Origin of the sequence: Pseudomonas sp. A25(2017), from assembly GCF_002001065.1 — a bacterium.
Lineage (GTDB): Bacteria > Pseudomonadota > Gammaproteobacteria > Pseudomonadales > Pseudomonadaceae > Aquipseudomonas > Aquipseudomonas kilonensis.
The window spans coordinates 1-15,205 of sequence record NZ_MUOA01000045.1 but is presented as its reverse complement, the minus strand read 5'-3'; the positions used below and the strand labels follow the sequence as shown (position 1 = coordinate 15,205).

At 61.3% G+C, this 15,205-nt stretch carries 15 protein-coding genes and 1 pseudogene; 6 read left to right on the top strand and 10 right to left on the bottom strand.

Translation table 11 applies throughout. From position 1 onward, the window contains the following. Window positions 1-95: 95 nt before the first annotated feature. The 4 genes from B0E42_RS06665 to B0E42_RS06650 all read right to left on the bottom strand — a co-directional run bounded on the left by B0E42_RS06665 (window position 96) and on the right by B0E42_RS06650 (window position 4,086). Complete coding sequence (locus tag B0E42_RS06665; RefSeq protein ID WP_024619652.1) at window positions 96-938, bottom strand: cache domain-containing protein; 843 nt, start codon at window positions 936-938, stop codon at window positions 96-98. 187 nt (window positions 939-1,125) lie between these two features. Further along, window positions 1,126-2,001, bottom strand: a complete 876-nt coding sequence (locus B0E42_RS06660) for a hypothetical protein (RefSeq protein WP_018610946.1) — start codon at window positions 1,999-2,001, stop codon at window positions 1,126-1,128. 107 nt (window positions 2,002-2,108) lie between these two features. After that, on the bottom strand, window positions 2,109-3,101 hold the full coding sequence (locus B0E42_RS06655) for an NAD(P)-dependent oxidoreductase (protein WP_018610948.1): 993 nt from the start codon (window positions 3,099-3,101) through the stop codon (window positions 2,109-2,111). A gap of 85 nt (window positions 3,102-3,186) precedes the next feature. Next, complete coding sequence (locus tag B0E42_RS06650) at window positions 3,187-4,086, bottom strand: LysR family transcriptional regulator ArgP (protein WP_018610950.1); 900 nt, start codon at window positions 4,084-4,086, stop codon at window positions 3,187-3,189. A 97-nt stretch (window positions 4,087-4,183) separates the two neighbouring features. On the opposite strand from B0E42_RS06650, the gene B0E42_RS06645 reads away from it, so the two are divergent. From B0E42_RS06645 to B0E42_RS06630, 4 genes are all read left to right on the top strand, one after another. Next, window positions 4,184-4,786 carry a LysE/ArgO family amino acid transporter gene (locus B0E42_RS06645; RefSeq protein WP_018610952.1) on the top strand — a complete coding sequence of 201 codons (603 nt, stop codon included), beginning with the start codon at window positions 4,184-4,186 and terminating at the stop codon, window positions 4,784-4,786. Between the two features lie 175 nt (window positions 4,787-4,961). Continuing rightward, on the top strand, window positions 4,962-5,558 hold the full coding sequence (locus tag B0E42_RS06640) for a superoxide dismutase (protein ID WP_018610954.1): 597 nt from the start codon (window positions 4,962-4,964) through the stop codon (window positions 5,556-5,558). 294 nt (window positions 5,559-5,852) lie between these two features. Beyond that, window positions 5,853-7,904 (top strand): bifunctional diguanylate cyclase/phosphodiesterase, encoded by a 2,052-nt coding sequence (locus B0E42_RS06635; RefSeq protein ID WP_018610956.1) that lies wholly within the window; start codon window positions 5,853-5,855, stop codon window positions 7,902-7,904. A 270-nt stretch (window positions 7,905-8,174) separates the two neighbouring features. Then, entirely contained in the window at window positions 8,175-9,518 is a 1,344-nt protein-coding gene (locus tag B0E42_RS06630) for an imelysin family protein (RefSeq protein WP_053178372.1), read from the top strand. 164 nt (window positions 9,519-9,682) lie between these two features. Here the strand turns inward: B0E42_RS06630 and B0E42_RS06625 are convergent, their stop codons facing one another. The 4 genes and pseudogenes from B0E42_RS06625 to B0E42_RS06610 all read right to left on the bottom strand — a co-directional run bounded on the left by B0E42_RS06625 (window position 9,683) and on the right by B0E42_RS06610 (window position 11,926). Beyond that, window positions 9,683-10,918, bottom strand: a complete 1,236-nt coding sequence (locus tag B0E42_RS06625; protein ID WP_053178371.1) for an RNA polymerase sigma factor — start codon at window positions 10,916-10,918, stop codon at window positions 9,683-9,685. A gap of 5 nt (window positions 10,919-10,923) precedes the next feature. Further along, a pseudogene (locus B0E42_RS06620) lies at window positions 10,924-11,052 on the bottom strand (polyketide cyclase); the annotation flags it as partial. Window positions 11,053-11,079: 27 nt separating this feature from the next. Then, complete coding sequence (locus B0E42_RS06615) at window positions 11,080-11,424, bottom strand: YciI family protein (protein WP_018610963.1); 345 nt, start codon at window positions 11,422-11,424, stop codon at window positions 11,080-11,082. A gap of 67 nt (window positions 11,425-11,491) precedes the next feature. Then, entirely contained in the window at window positions 11,492-11,926 is a 435-nt protein-coding gene (locus tag B0E42_RS06610) for an SgcJ/EcaC family oxidoreductase (RefSeq protein ID WP_018610965.1), read from the bottom strand. 141 nt (window positions 11,927-12,067) lie between these two features. Between B0E42_RS06610 and B0E42_RS06605 the strand changes: the two genes are divergently transcribed. Next, a complete protein-coding gene (locus B0E42_RS06605) occupies window positions 12,068-12,553 on the top strand; it encodes an N-acetyltransferase (RefSeq protein WP_077506056.1) in 486 nt (161 codons plus the stop codon). Between the two features lie 103 nt (window positions 12,554-12,656). On the opposite strand, the gene B0E42_RS06600 is transcribed toward B0E42_RS06605, so the two are convergent. Together B0E42_RS06600 and B0E42_RS06595 are read right to left on the bottom strand one after the other, a co-directional pair. Further along, window positions 12,657-13,154 carry a GyrI-like domain-containing protein gene (locus B0E42_RS06600; RefSeq protein WP_053178368.1) on the bottom strand — a complete coding sequence of 166 codons (498 nt, stop codon included), beginning with the start codon at window positions 13,152-13,154 and terminating at the stop codon, window positions 12,657-12,659. Window positions 13,155-13,233: 79 nt separating this feature from the next. Beyond that, window positions 13,234-13,896, bottom strand: a complete 663-nt coding sequence (locus tag B0E42_RS06595; RefSeq protein ID WP_077506054.1) for a LysE family translocator — start codon at window positions 13,894-13,896, stop codon at window positions 13,234-13,236. Between the two features lie 208 nt (window positions 13,897-14,104). Between B0E42_RS06595 and alaC the strand changes: the two genes are divergently transcribed. After that, on the top strand, window positions 14,105-15,205 hold a 1,101-nt coding region (gene alaC / locus B0E42_RS06590), incomplete at its 3' end, for an alanine transaminase (RefSeq protein WP_077506052.1).

The window sequence follows — 15,205 nt, the reverse complement described above, 5'->3', positions numbered from 1 at the left end:
CCGGCTCTTTCCAAAAGTGACCCGCTGTAAGAGCGGAACCCTAAGTAGCCGTTACCAAAGAAACGGATATACACCCAAAACCCAGCCCTAACCCCTCAAGGACTGTAATACCCCACCGCCACCAGAAAATGCCCAACCTTCTTCAAGTACGCATGCTTGTCCTCAACCTTGCCAGTCACCGGGTTCTTCCAGCGATACTCATACTCCCCCACATCCTGCTTGCCGATCATGGCCAGGATCGGCTCCCCCACCGGCTTGCCATCCGGATCCTTGACCTTGGCGAAATCGGTATTGATCAAGCGCAGATTGGTGCCGTGGCCAACATACCGCCGGGTATCGAGGTCAACGACAAAGACATACAGGTCATCCTGCAGATACCCGCCCTTGAGGGAGTTGACCGCCGTCAGCGTGGTTTTCTCGTTTTTCAGCAGATCACTTGAGGCCTTGTCCAGCAGCGCCCTGGCCTGCTCGGCGGAAGCCCGGGGCAGGTAGTAGCCGACGGCCAGGATCCGCTCGCCGACGCGCTGGAAATACACATGCTTGCGCTCGACCTTGCCGTCCGCCCAGTTCTGCCAACGGTACTCGGCTTGCTGGATGCCGCTGGCCTCGGGGGTTTTCAAGGCGTCCTTGAAGGCTTTGCGCAGGTCCGGGCCCAGCACTTCGGACACGTCTCGCCCGATCAGCGCCGAGGAAGGCCCGCCGCTGGCGAGCATCACACCCTGGGTATCCACCACGAATACGTAGCGATCCTTGTCGACGAATTCCCCTTGGCGACTGAAGGCAGCAAAGGCTTTGTCGCCGTTGTCGTGGTAGTAGGCCAAGGCCTTTTCCAGCAGCGAGCGGGCCGCCTGGCCGTCATCCGGTGTCGCTGCCTGAACCGGTGCCAGCCCCAGCACAAGCATTGCGCCCAGCCAGGCCATCCTGTGAAAAAAAACCATATGCGCGCCCTCGTTCTTGTTGGTGTTTCAAGAGCGTAGACGGCGTGGGGAAGTAGGAGCTGACGAGTGCAACGAGGCTGCGATCTTTTCCCAGACAATTAAGTCTTGAGCGAAAGATCAAAAGATCGCAGCCTTCGGCAGCTCCTACAGGGATAGGCGCGGGCCGAACATCAGGGCCACCTCAGGCTTATTGAGCCCCAGCGCGCAGTTGCTGCTGCAAGTTCTGGATCTGCGCTTGCAAGGTGTTGATGTTGCGAGTGACCTGGCCGCGGAAGGCGTCGAACTCGGCAGTGTTGCCGTTATCCTGCTGGCTCTTGAGCACGATCACGTCTTGCTCCAGGCGGTCGATGGCCGAGTTGGAGGTGGCTCTTTTCAGGGCGGTGATGTCAGCACCGATGCTCTTGAGCTGGGCATCCAGGGCACCACCCTCACCCTGGTTTTTCAGGGCGGTCACTTCAGCCACCAGCGTCTTGACCTGGGCTTGGAGCTCCTTGTTGGACGCTTGCAACTGGGTGTTGGTGTTCTGCTGTTCAGTGGCCTGGGCAATGAGCTGGGCCAGTTCCTTGTCCAGGTCGGCGGACGGGCCGAAGGTCGCTTGCTGTTGCTTGTACTGCTCCAGCAGTTTGCTGTCGAATTGTTTGCCCTGATCCTGCAACTTGTTTTCCAACTGCTTGATTTGCAGTTTCAAGGCCTCACTGTCGCTCATCACATTCGACTGACCAGCGACGACCTTGCCGGAAAACTCCTGCAGGCGTCCCGCCGCATCTTCACTGATCCGCGCGAAGCTCTCCTGGGTGGCCACCAGTTGCTGCTCCATCAGGGAAATCTGCTGGAAGCTCCACCATGCCAGGAAACCGAACGCACACAACAACGCACCGACCAATGCCCACAGCGGCCCGGTGCTGGGGCCCTTGACCTTGGCCGCCGCGGCAGCGGGCGCAGAGCGGGCTTGCGCAGGGGGCTGGCGGTTGGGCAGAAAGTCATCGTCATCGGGAATGTCGGCCCGCATCCGCAGGCTCGGTACATCGTCGAAGTCGTCGTTGGCATCGTTACGCATGGGCATTGGTTCAACCTTTGGGAAACCGGTGATGGCTTGATACGGCAAGTATAACCCCCTCGCCCGCCGCACCGATTGACCCCAAACATGGCACTCGGTTCATGACGGGCCGATCAGCGGGCAGTTTGGACCTTCCACCAGGCACAAAATTCATCAAGGGCGGTCCACAGGCTGACCTGCGGGTCGTAATCGAGATAATGCCGGGCCCGGCTGATGTCCAAGGTGAAATTCTTGTTCATGACCTGCATGCCCAGGCGCGACAGCGTTGGTTCGGGGCGGCCCGGCCACAATTTGCAGAAACCTTCATTCAGGGCCGCGACACTATAAGCCAAGCCGTAGGAACGATAACGCCGGACCTGCGGGACTTCCATCTGGCGCATCACATAATTGACCACATCCCACAGCGGAACCGGTGCCCCATTGCTGATGTTATAGGCCTTGCCCAACGCTGAATCGGTCGCCAGCAGGCTGCTGAGCAGCGCTTCGTTGAGGTTTTGCACGCTGGTGAAATCCACTTTGTTCAGCCCGTTGCCGACAATCGCCAGGCGCCCCTTGCGCTGCATTTTCAACAGCCGCGGAAAAATGCTCATGTCACCGGCACCGGTCACGAAACGCGGGCGCAGGGCCAGCACTTCGAGGCCGAACTCCTGGGCGCCGAAGACTTTCTGCTCGGCCAGGTACTTGGTGGCCGCGTAAGGGTGCTTGAAACGCTTGGGGACTTGTTCTTCGGTCAACCCAAGGTGGTCACGACCGTCGAAGTAGATGGACGGCGAGGACAGATGAACCAGGCGGCGCACCTTCTGCTTGAGGCAGGCCTCGACAACATTTTCCGTGACCTGGACATTGCCCTGGTGGAAATCCTGGTAGCGACCCCAAAGCCCCACGGAGCCGGCACAGTGCACCACGGCCTCGACATCCAGGCACAAATCCCGGGCCAGCAGCGGGTCGCTCAGATCCCCTTGGACAAACTGTGCACCGCGACGCACCAGGTGTTCCACGCTCTCGGCCCGGCGACCGTTGACCCGTACATCCAGGCCTTGCTCCAGGGCGAAACGCGCAAAGCGCCCGCCGATGAAGCCGCTCGCGCCGGTGACCAGAATTTTCATGAATGCTCCTAAGAAATGCGGTTACGAGCCTCGCGCTACAACCTGCAAATTTATCTGTGCGCCGCTTTTACCTGCAGCTTGACGTCTACGGCGCCTCCCAAGGCACCAGCCACTGCCGGGAGGCGCGGATCAACTGTTCGGTCAACAAGCCAAGCAACTGCCCGCCATTGCGCCAATGATGCCAGTACAGCGGCACATCGATCGGTTTATCTGCCAGCAATTCCACCAGCACGCCGCGCTCCAGCTGTTCGCGCGCCTGCAGCTCCGGCACGAGCCCCCAGCCGAGCCCGACTTCAGCAAGACGAATGAAACCTTCGGACGAGGGGCACAGATGGTGCTCGAAACCGCCCTCCACGCCCACGGACGCGAGGTAGCGGTGCTGCAGGAAATCATCCGGGCCAAACACCAATGCCGGCGTACGGGCCAGTTGATCGGCCCGCACGCCGTCGGGGAAATGCCGGGCGATGAACCCCGGGCTGGCCAGCGCCCGGTAACGCATCGCCCCCAGCAACACGCTGCGGGCGCCAGCCACCGGGCGTTCGCTGGCGCAGACACATGCCGCCACTTCACCGGCGCGCATGCGCTTGAGGCCAACGGTCTGGTCCTCCACCACCAAGTCGAGCAACAGATGCTGCTCGGCGCAGAAATCGCCCACGGCCGCCGCCCACCAGGTCGCCAGGCTGTCGGCATTCAGGGCGATACGCAAACGCTCCGGCAGGCCCTCTTCATCCAGGGCCGGCACCAGGCTTTGCAGGTCGCGCTCAAGCAGACGCACCTGCTGCACGTGATTGAGCAGCCGGCGGCCGATTTCCGTGGGTGCCGGCGGCGTGGCACGCACCAGCACCGGCTGGCCAACGCGCGCTTCCAGCAGTTTGATCCGTTGGGAAATGGCCGATTGCGACAAACCCAACACCTGGGCCGCGCGCTCGAAACCGGCCTGCTCGACCACGGCAGCCAGGGCAGAGAGCAATTTGTAATCGAACATCAGTTTTCCTAATGAGCAATCAGCAGGATTGGTTTTTCTTATACAGCTTGCCACCGGAGAATGGCCAGCATTCAGGTATCGATGGGGAGAAAAAATCATGTGGCAAAGTTATGTGAACGGACTGCTGGTAGCCCTCGGGCTGATCATGGCCATCGGCGCGCAGAACGCGTTTGTGCTGGCCCAGAGCCTGCGCCGCGAGCATCACTTGCCGGTAGCCGCGTTGTGTATCACCTGCGATGCACTGCTGGTGGCCGCTGGCGTGTTCGGACTGGCAACGCTGCTGGCCCAGAGCCCGATGTTGCTGGCAATTGCCCGCTGGGGTGGCGCGGTTTTCCTGCTCTGGTACGGCAGCCAGGCGTTGCGTCGGGCTTGTTCGAAGCAAAGCCTGCAACAAGGTGAGCACCAGGCCGTGCGCTCGCTGCGGGCGGTGCTGCTCAGCGCCCTGGCGGTGACACTGCTCAACCCCCACGTCTACCTCGACACCGTGCTGCTGATCGGTTCCCTCGGTGCCCAGCAGAGCGTACCCGGTGCCTATGTCGTGGGCGCGGCCAGTGCCTCGCTGCTGTGGTTCCTCACCCTGGCCATCGGCGCGGCATGGCTGGCCCCCTGGTTGGCCCGTCCAAGCACCTGGCGGATCCTGGACCTGTTGGTGGCAGTGATGATGTTGACCGTGGCGGTGCAATTGATCGTCAACGGCTGATTATTCCAAACCGCTCTGGAACCTCTATTCCACACAGTTGTTGCGTGGTTATGCCGCACCCCCAGTGCTATGATCCGACTCCTGCGCCGCAAAGAGTACAAACTCCCCGGCGCTAGTCTGGCCGCCCGTGATCGGCCTTGCGCTCACCGCAACTGACCTGATTAGGAGAATCACCATGGCTTTCGAATTGCCGCCTCTGCCCTATGCACACGATGCACTGCAGCCGCACATCTCCAAAGAGACTCTGGAATACCACCACGACAAGCACCACAACACCTATGTCGTGAACCTGAACAACCTGGTGCCTGGCACCGAGTTCGAAGGCAAGACCCTGGAAGAAATCGTCAAGACTTCCTCGGGCGGTATCTTCAACAACGCCGCTCAGATCTGGAACCACACCTTCTACTGGAACTGCCTGGCGCCAAACGCCGGCGGTCAACCAACCGGCGCGCTGGCTGAAGCCATCAATGCGGCCTTCGGTTCGTTCGACAAGTTCAAGGAAGAATTCAGCAAGACGTCCATCGGCACCTTCGGTTCCGGCTGGGGCTGGCTGGTGAAAAAGGCTGACGGTTCCCTGGCCCTGGCCAGCACCATCGGCGCCGGCAACCCGCTGACCAGCGGCGACACCCCGCTGCTGACCTGCGACGTCTGGGAACACGCCTACTACATCGACTACCGCAACGTTCGTCCGAAATACGTCGAAGCGTTCTGGAACCTGGTCAACTGGAAATTCGTCGCCGAGCAGTTCGAAGGCAAAGCCTTCACTGCCTAAGCTCGATGCCAGACAAAGGAAACCCGGCGCCGTGCCGGGTTTTTTTTGCGCGGCAAAATTGAGTGCAAACAAAATACCTCGCGTCCGGAACCCAAGAAAAAATCCCTGGAGGCCTCAAGTTGCGGCGCCTTCCAACCGACACAATGGTCGTAGAGCAATCACTCTGGAAAAAACGTACATCGGTCAGGTTTCAAGCGAAAACCCTTGTGTTTGATTGTCCCTTTGACTGACATCACAGGATTGCCAATACTCATGGCAACTTGACGCTACCCGCACGGAACAAGGAACCACTCTTTGAAGCTGGAACTCAAGAACAGCTTGTCTGTGAAGTTGCTCCGGGTCGTGCTCCTCTCGGCATTGATCGTTGGCATGGTCTTGAGCTGCGCCCAGATCGTGTTCGATGCCTACAAAACCAACCAGGCCGTCGCCAGTGACGCCCAACGGATCCTCGACATGTTCCGCGATCCTTCGACCCAGGCCGTCTACAGCCTGGACCGGGAGATGGGCATGCAAGTGATCGAGGGCCTGTTCCAGGACGAAGCCGTACGCATGGCTTCCATCGGCCATCCCCGCGAAACCATGCTCGCCGAAAAAACCCGGCCCTTGCAGCACTCCGAAAGCCGCTGGCTGACCGACCTGATCCTGGGCAAGGAACGCACGTTCACCACGCAACTGGTGGGACGCGGGCCCTACAGCGAATATTACGGTGACCTGAGCATTACCCTCGACACCGCCACCTACGGCGAGGGCTTCATCGTCAGCTCGGTGATCATCTTCATCTCCGGGATGCTGCGGGCCCTGGCCATGGGCCTGGTGCTGTACCTGGTCTATCACTGGCTGCTGACCAGGCCGTTGTCGCGGATCATCCAGCACCTGACCGAAATCAACCCCGATCGCCCCAGCGCACACAAGATCCCGCAGTTGCGCGGCCACGAACAAAACGAGCTGGGCCTGTGGATCAATACGGCCAATCAACTGCTCGAATCCATCGAGCGCAACACGCACCTGCGCCACGAAGCGGAAAACAGCCTGCTGCGCATGGCCCAGTACGACTTCCTCACCGGCCTGCCCAACCGCCAGCAGCTGCAACAGCAACTGGACAAGATCCTGGTGGACGCCGGGCGCCTGCAACGCCGGGTGGCGGTGCTGTGTGTGGGGCTGGATGATTTCAAGGGCATCAACGAACAGTTCAGCTATCAGACCGGCGACCAGCTGCTGCTGGCCCTGGCCGACCGGCTGCGGGCCCACAGCGGCCGGCTCGGCGCACTGGCGCGGCTGGGGGGCGATCAGTTCGCCCTGGTCCAGGCCGACATCGAACAGCCTTACGAGGCCGCCGAACTGGCCCAGAGCATTCTTGATGACCTGGAAGCGCCGTTCGCCATCGACGATCAGCAAATCCGCCTGCGGGCCACCATCGGCATCACCCTTTTCCCCGAGGATGGCGACAGTACCGAAAAGCTGTTGCAGAAAGCCGAGCAGACCATGACCCTGGCCAAGAGCCGCTCGCGCAATCGCTACCAGTTCTACATTGCCAGCGTCGACAGCGAGATGCGTCGCCGGCGCGAACTGGAGAAAGACTTGCGCGAGGCCCTGGCCCGTGAGCAGTTCACCCTGGTGTACCAACCGCAGATCAGCTACCGCGACCTACGAGTAGTGGGCACTGAAGCCCTGATCCGCTGGCACCACCCCGAGCACGGCCTGGTGCCGCCGGACCTGTTCATTCCCCTGGCCGAGCAGAACGGCACCATTATCGCCATCGGTGAGTGGGTGCTGGACCAGGCTTGCAAGCAACTGCGCGAATGGCACGACCAGGGCTTCCTCGACCTGCGCATGGCAGTCAACCTCTCCACGGTGCAACTGCACCACGCCGAACTGCCGCGGGTGGTGAACAATCTCCTGCAAATGTACCGGCTGCCGCCGCGCAGCCTGGAGCTGGAAGTCACCGAGACCGGCCTGATGGAAGACATCACCACCGCAGCCCAGCATTTGTTGAGCCTGCGCCGCTCCGGGGCGCTGATTGCCATCGATGACTTCGGGACCGGCTATTCGTCCCTGAGCTACCTCAAGAGCCTGCCGCTGGACAAGATCAAGATCGACAAGAGCTTCGTCCAGGACCTGCTCGACGACGAGGACGACGCCACCATCGTCCGGGCCATCATCCAGTTGGGCAAGAGCCTGGGCATGCAGGTCATTGCCGAGGGCGTCGAGACGGTCGAGCAGGAAGCCTACATCATCGCCGAGGGCTGCCACGAAGGTCAGGGGTATTACTACAGCAAACCGCTGCCGGCACGGGAATTGGGCCTTTACCTGAAGCAGGCCGAGCGCAGCAAGGTTTCCATTATCTAACTCCCCCCGAGCGCCAAGCCTTTGTAGGAGCTGGCGAAGCCTGCGATCTTTTGATCTTTCGCTTGAGACTCAAGTGTTTGGGGAAAGATCGCAGCCTCGCTTCGCTCGGCAGCTCCTACAGACGCTACCGAAGGCGGCAATCTCCCATCATTAAATAAGAAATATTTACACCTGCAACCCTTTACACATAATGCAAATCTTTCGCATTATGTCGCAGTTTTTGCGCACCCTCGCGCCTGTCCCATCCATCACCGAAGCAGGATGTTCGCCATGATTCGTATGCCCCTGGCTACCGCCAGTCTGCTGGCCATCGCTATTTCCCTCGCCGGTTGCGGCGAAGGCAAAGACAAGGCCGCCGCGCCGCAAGCGCCAACGCCTGCCGCCAGCACCGCGGCACCGGTCGCCCCTGCTGCTGCCGGCAAAGTCGACGAAGCTGCCGCCAAGGCCGTTGTCGCGCACTACGCCGACATCGTCTATGCCGTCTACAGCGATGCCGAATCCACGGCGAAAACCCTGCAAACCGCCGTCGACGCGTTCCTGGCCAAGCCGAACGCCGAGACCCTGAAAGCCGCCAAGGCTGCCTGGGTCGCCGCACGCGTGCCTTACCTGCAAAGCGAAGTGTTCCGCTTCGGCAACACCATCATCGACGACTGGGAAGGCCAAGTGAACGCCTGGCCGCTGGACGAAGGCCTGATCGACTACGTCGACAAATCCTACGAGCACGCCTTGGGTAACCCGGGCGCCACCGCCAACATCATCGCCAACACCGAAGTCCAGGTCGGCGAAGACAAGGTCGACGTCAAAGACATCACGGCGGAAAAACTCGCCGGCCTGAACGAGCTGGGCGGTTCCGAGGCCAACGTCGCCACCGGCTACCACGCCATCGAATTCCTGCTGTGGGGCCAGGACCTCAACGGCACCGGCCCGGGTGCCGGCAACCGCCCGGCGTCCGACTATCTGCAAGGTGCCGGCGCCACCGGCGGCCACAACGACCGTCGTCGTGCCTACCTCAAGTCCGTGACTCAATTGCTGGTCAACGACCTGGAAGAGATGGTCGGCAACTGGAAGCCGAACGTGGCCGACAACTACCGCGCCACCCTGGAAGCCGAGCCAGGCGAAAGCGGCCTGCGCAAGATGCTGTTCGGCATGGGCAGCCTGTCCCTGGGTGAACTGGCGGGCGAGCGCATGAAGGTGTCCCTGGAAGCCAACTCGCCAGAAGACGAGCAGGATTGCTTCAGCGACAACACTCATAACTCGCACTTCTACGATGCCAAGGGCGTGCGTAACGTGTACCTGGGCGAATACACCCGTGTAGACGGCACCAAGATGACCGGTGCGAGCCTGTCGTCCCTGGTCGCCAAGGCCGATCCGGCCGCGGACACCGCGCTCAAGGCCGACCTGGCCGACACCGAGGCCAAGATCCAGGTCATGGTCGATCACGCCAACAAGGGTGAGCACTACGACCAACTGATCGCCGCCGGCAACACCGCGGGTAACCAGATCGTGCGCGACGCCATCGCCGCACTGGTCAAGCAGACCGGTTCGATCGAACAGGCTGCGGGCAAACTGGGCATCAGCGACCTGAACCCGGACAGCGCTGATCACGAGTTCTGATCAACGCCGGCGGGCTGAAGCGGATTAACGCAGCCAGCCAAGCCACAAAACCTGTGGGAGCGAGCTTGCTCGCGATAGCGGTGGGTCAAGCAACAGCAATGTTGACTGTGCCGACGCTTTCGCGAGCAAGCCCGCTCCCACAGGAATTTCGTCGCTTGTGGTCATCACTGCAACCCCGCCAGCCGCCCTTCGATAAACCGCCGTTCCGGCAATTGCTGTGTCAACTCAAGCGCGCGTCGATACGCCGCCCTCGCCTCGTCCAATCGCCCCAGTTGACGACAGAACTCCGCCTGTGCCGAGTAGGCCAGGTGATAATCGAGTAATTCCCCACGCCCCAGGATCGCCTCGACCAGGCGCAAGCCGACTTCCGGTCCGTCGCGCTTGGCCAGGGCGGCGGCGCGGTTGAGTTCGATCACCGGTGACGGCACGGCCCGCAACAGCACATCATAAAGCCCGACGATCTGCGGCCAGTCGGTCTCCTGCGCCGTCGGTGCTTCGGCATGCACCGCCGCAATCGCCGCTTGCAGGCAGTACGGCCCGAACCGCCGGGTTTTCAGCGCGGCTTCCACCAACGTGCAGCCCTCGGCGATCAGCTCGGCATCCCACAAGGATCGCGCCTGTTCATCCAGCAGGATCAGTTCACCGGTCGATGACGTTCGCGCCGGGCGCCGGGATTCGTGCAGCAGCATCAACGCCAGCAACCCCATGACCTCAGCCTCGGGCAGCAACTCCATCAGCAGGCGCCCGAGGCGGATGGCTTCGCGCGTCAGGTCTTCGCGGGTCAGCTCGGCGCCCATCGTGGCCGAATAACCCTCGTTGAACACCAGGTAGATCACCCGCAGCACGCTGTCCAGCCGTTCCGGCAGTTCCGCGCGAGACGGCACTTGGTAGGGGATCCTGGCATCGCGGATTTTCGCCTTGGCCCGCACGATACGCTGGGCAATGGCCGCCGGGGCGGCGAGGAAAGCCCGGGCGATTTGCTCGGTGGTCAGGTCGCAGACTTCCCGCAGCGTCAGGGGCACCTGGGCGTCCGCCGCCAGGGCCGGGTGGCAACAGGTGAAAATCAGCCGCAGGCGATCGTCTTCCACGTCTTCGTCACTCCACTGGCCCTGCTCCAGCGCTTCGAGCTGGGCGATCAACATCGGCCGGGACGCGGCGAAACGCGCACGCCGGCGCAAACTGTCGATGGCTTTGAAACGCCCGGCAGACACCAGCCAGGCCCGCGGGTTGTCCGGCACACCGTCGCGCTGCCAGCGCTCGACCGCAATGAAAAAGGCCTCGTGCATGGCTTCTTCGGCGAGGTCGAAGTCCCCCAACAGACGAATCAGTGTCGCCAGGATCCGCCGCGAGTCTTGCCGATATACCTGCTCGACCCGCGCCTTGACCGTTTCGGCCGACATCAGTCGGACATGCCTTGGGGGCCCCACCCCTGGACCGGCAAGGCCGGCTCGGTCCAGGCGCGGAAAACCTTCTGGCACGGGGGATCGATCACTCGGCTGATGGATAACGCGTAAGGGGCAGTTGCAAGGTTCATGAGTGAAGTCCTGTTTGTATTTGTTGTTCAGGGGTTCAGTTGGCGTACCGGTCGCACTTCGACGCAGCCGACCCGGGCCGCCGGGATATTGCCGGCGACCTGGAGGGCTTCGTTGAGGTCCTTGGCATCGATCAGGTAGAAGCCCGCCAGTTGCTCCTTGGTTTCGGCGAACGGACCGTCGGTGATCGACAGCTTGCCGCCGCGCATGCGTACCGTGGTGGCGGTCTGTACCGACTCCAGGGCCTCGGCGGCCAACATGCGCCCACTGCCTTGGATCGATTCGGCATAGGCCATGCACTCGGCGTCCTCCGGGCTGTCGGGCGAGTTGTGTAGCGTGTGTTCGTTGCTATACACCAGGCATAGGTACTTCATGGGAGGCTCCGTGATCGGACTGATCAACTATGGACGGCAGAATGGTGCTCGGCGAAAAAACCGACGATCAGGGCTGCAGGTCGAACAGCGCCGTACCGGCCATTGGGTCGAACGGTGCGGACCAATGTTCGTGGACGATCCGCCATTGCCCGGCTACACGCTGGTAGCAGGCCGTCACGCGCATCCAGCAAGCCTGTTCCTCGCCTTTTTCGTTGGTGCCGCCGCAATAGGCCAGCCAGTGGGCAAAAGCGATGTTGTCGGCCGGGGTAATCTTGACCTGATGGAAGTCGAACTTGTGCGGACCGGGGCACATTTCCATGCAGGCTTGCCAATGGGCCCGGTAAGCGACCTTGCCCTTGAATTGCAAGGCCTGGATGGCATCGAACGAGACGATGTCTTCGTCATAGAGTGCCATGACCTTTTCAACGTCCTTGGCCATGACCGCTTGGCGATAGGTGTCGATCAGGGCCTGGATTTCAGTTTCAGTGGCTTGGGTATTCATGGTGATTCTCCGCAGTTTTTTGTTGAAGACACCCTTTGTCGTTTGGAGAAACAGCGAATCGACAACCCAACAAAAATAATTCAAAGAAAAAAATTCGCTAGAATCCAGGTCCTATTCTGCCGACAAACAACGGACGTTCTTGTGACCGCTCAGCTCGTACCCTACGAAGACCTGACCCCGCTGCAACGCGAACAGGTCACCGCGATCGAAATCCACCCCGAACAGATCAAGTTCGCTGGCGATATCCACGGTGCCCTGCACACGCTGCTGTCCAAGCCCGGCCCCGGGGTCAAAGGGTTTGCGCTATTGGCTGAAGAGGTGCCGGTGGCCTTCCTGCTGCTCAAGCGCCCTCCGGTGCTGCCCGCCTGGGCCAATGAACACAGCGCCACCCTGCATGCCCTGCAAGTCGATCACCGGGCCCAGGGCAAAGGTTATGGCAAGGCCTGCCTGCAGGCGCTACCCGCCGTGGCGCGAGCCGCCTGGCCGGAAATCCGCGGGCTGGAACTGTCGGTTGACGCCGATAACGACTCGGCCATCGGCCTGTACACCCGGCTGGGCTGGGTCGACAGTGGCGAAGCCTACAAGGGCCGCATCGGTTACGAGCGGCGGATGGGGTTGGCGTTCTGACACCTGCCCCCGTAGGAGCTGTCGAGCGAAGCGAGGCTGCGATCTTTCCACAGCCAATCAAGTCTTAGAGCCAAGATCAAAGGATCGCAGCCTTCGGCAGCTCCTACACGGCGCCTGGACTTTTGAGCGGGATCCAGATCTCCAGGGTGCCTTCGCCGGTCCTGGGGTTGAAATCCTCGCTGTAGCGCTCGAACTCCGGCAGCTCGGCGGCTGTATGACCGGAATGTGGCAGCCACTCGTTCCAGATGTATTGGAACGTGTCCGGTAGTTGTTTCAACGGCCCCTTGTGTTCGAAGACGGCGTAATACCCAGGCTGGATTTCGATCCAGCGGTATTGCTCCGGCAGATCGTCGAGCCGGCTGATTTCCACGCCAGCGATGTATTCGAACCCACCCTTCCCGTCCGGGTTGCAACACACGCCGTAGGTCACTTCATCTTTCTCCCCTGGCACCTTGCCGAGCCAGGGCAGGAACTTTTCCCAGAGCAAAGGGATGTCCTGGGCAGTGTCCTGAGTAAACCGAGCACCAAAGCCGGCGATAAGCTGAAAACGTCCCTGTTCAAAGCGTGGTTCGGCTGTGTAATCGCGTTTGTGCTTTTCCATTCGGCAACACTCCAGCAAACGTGAAGTCGGGCTTGGCAGTATAGAAGCCAAACGGTGATTGCCAGGGCCGTTTCGCTGGTCAGATTCCGGGGAAGGCGCTGGTGACGGCTTTTCCTACAAACTCGTTGTAGCCAGAAACGATCACGTACACCGCGAAATAGCAGAAGATCGCGGCGGATGCCCAATAGGAGTAACGCAGCAGTTTATCCCCCAACAATTTACCGCCCTGGGTTGCCGCCAGGCACAGGGCCGCGCACCACAACAACCCGGCGCAGAGAAAACCACTGAGGAACAGCGCCGAGCTGAGCAAGGTGCCACCACCCGAACGCGCGATCAGTGTGCCGCCCACCGCTGCAAACCAGAGGATGGCACTGGGCGATGACATGGCCAGGAAAATCCCGCGAAAGAACTCCTGGCGCGAGGAGTTGCCCTGCACCTCCCCGGCCTCGGCGAGCACGGCGCTGTGATAGATCGCCGAGTGGATCATCTTCGCCGCGAAATACAGCAACAGCACCGAGCCACCGACCCACAGCACCCAGCGCACCGCCTCGTATTGCAGCAGCACGGTCATGCCGGCCAGGGCCAGGACGGCATAGACCAGATCGCCTACGCAGGTGCCCAGGCCCAGGGCGAAACCCTGGAAGTAACCGCGCTGCATCGCCAGGGTGATCATCGCGATATTGGCCACGCCAATGTCCAGGCACAGGGAGAGACTCAGCAGGAAACCGCTGGAAAATTCCATCATTCATTCCGTTCGATTGGGCTACAGCGAATTCAACTGCCCGCAGCCGGCGTTGATGGCTGCGTGGCAAGGTCGACAGTGTCGTCGAAAATAGTTGCGCGCGGCTACTGGACAATCCGACATCCGCCCGATTATCTTTCGCCGCAGGCCACCGCAGTGGCCAACGTCGCTCGGACGGTTCCGGGCGCTCACGTACCTCGAGGCAACAATGGCCGAACAAGGTTCGCCGCGCCGCTTTGCGCGCATCGATCGACTCCCCCCTTACGTATTCAATATCACTGCCGAGCTGAAGATGGCTGCGCGTCGGCGCGGCGAAGACATCATCGACTTGAGCATGGGTAACCCCGACGGCGCCACGCCCCCGCACATCGTGGAAAAGCTGGTCACCGTCGCCCAGCGGGAAGACACCCACGGCTATTCCACCTCCAAAGGCATCCCGCGCCTGCGCCGCGCCATTTCGCGCTGGTACAAGGACCGCTACGAGGTGGACATCGACCCGGAAACCGAAGCCATTGTCACCATCGGTTCCAAGGAAGGCCTGGCCCACCTGATGCTGGCAACCCTGGACCAGGGCGACACGGTGCTGGTGCCCAACCCCAGCTATCCGATCCACATCTACGGTGCGGTGATCGCCGGCGCCCAAGTGCGTTCGGTGCCGCTGGTGCCTGGGGTGGATTTCTTCGCTGAACTGGAGCGGGCCATCCGCGGCTCGATTCCCAAGCCGAAGATGATGATCCTGGGCTTTCCCTCCAACCCCACCGCCCAGTGCGTGGAGCTGGATTTCTTCGAACGGGTCATCGCCCTGGCCAAGCAGTACGACGTCCTGGTGATCCACGACCTGGCCTACGCCGACATCGTCTACGACGGCTGGAAAGCCCCGTCGATCATGCAGGTGCCCGGCGCGAAAGACATCGCGGTGGAGTTCTTCACCCTGTCCAAGAGCTACAACATGGCCGGCTGGCGTATCGGTTTCATGGTAGGTAACCCGGAACTGGTCAACGCCCTGGCACGGATCAAGAGCTACCACGACTACGGCACCTTCACCCCGCTGCAAGTGGCCGCCATCGCCGCCCTTGAAGGTGACCAGCAATGCGTGCGCGACATCGCCGAGCAGTACCGCCAGCGCCGCAACGTATTGGTCAAGGGCCTGCATGAACTGGGCTGGATGGTGGAAAACCCCAAGGCGTCGATGTACGTCTGGGCCAAGATTCCCGAGGCCTATGCCCACCTGGGCTCACTGGAGTTTGCCAAGAAGCTGTTGGCCGAAGCCAAGGTCTGCGTCTCGCCGGGGGTGGGGTTCGGGGAATAT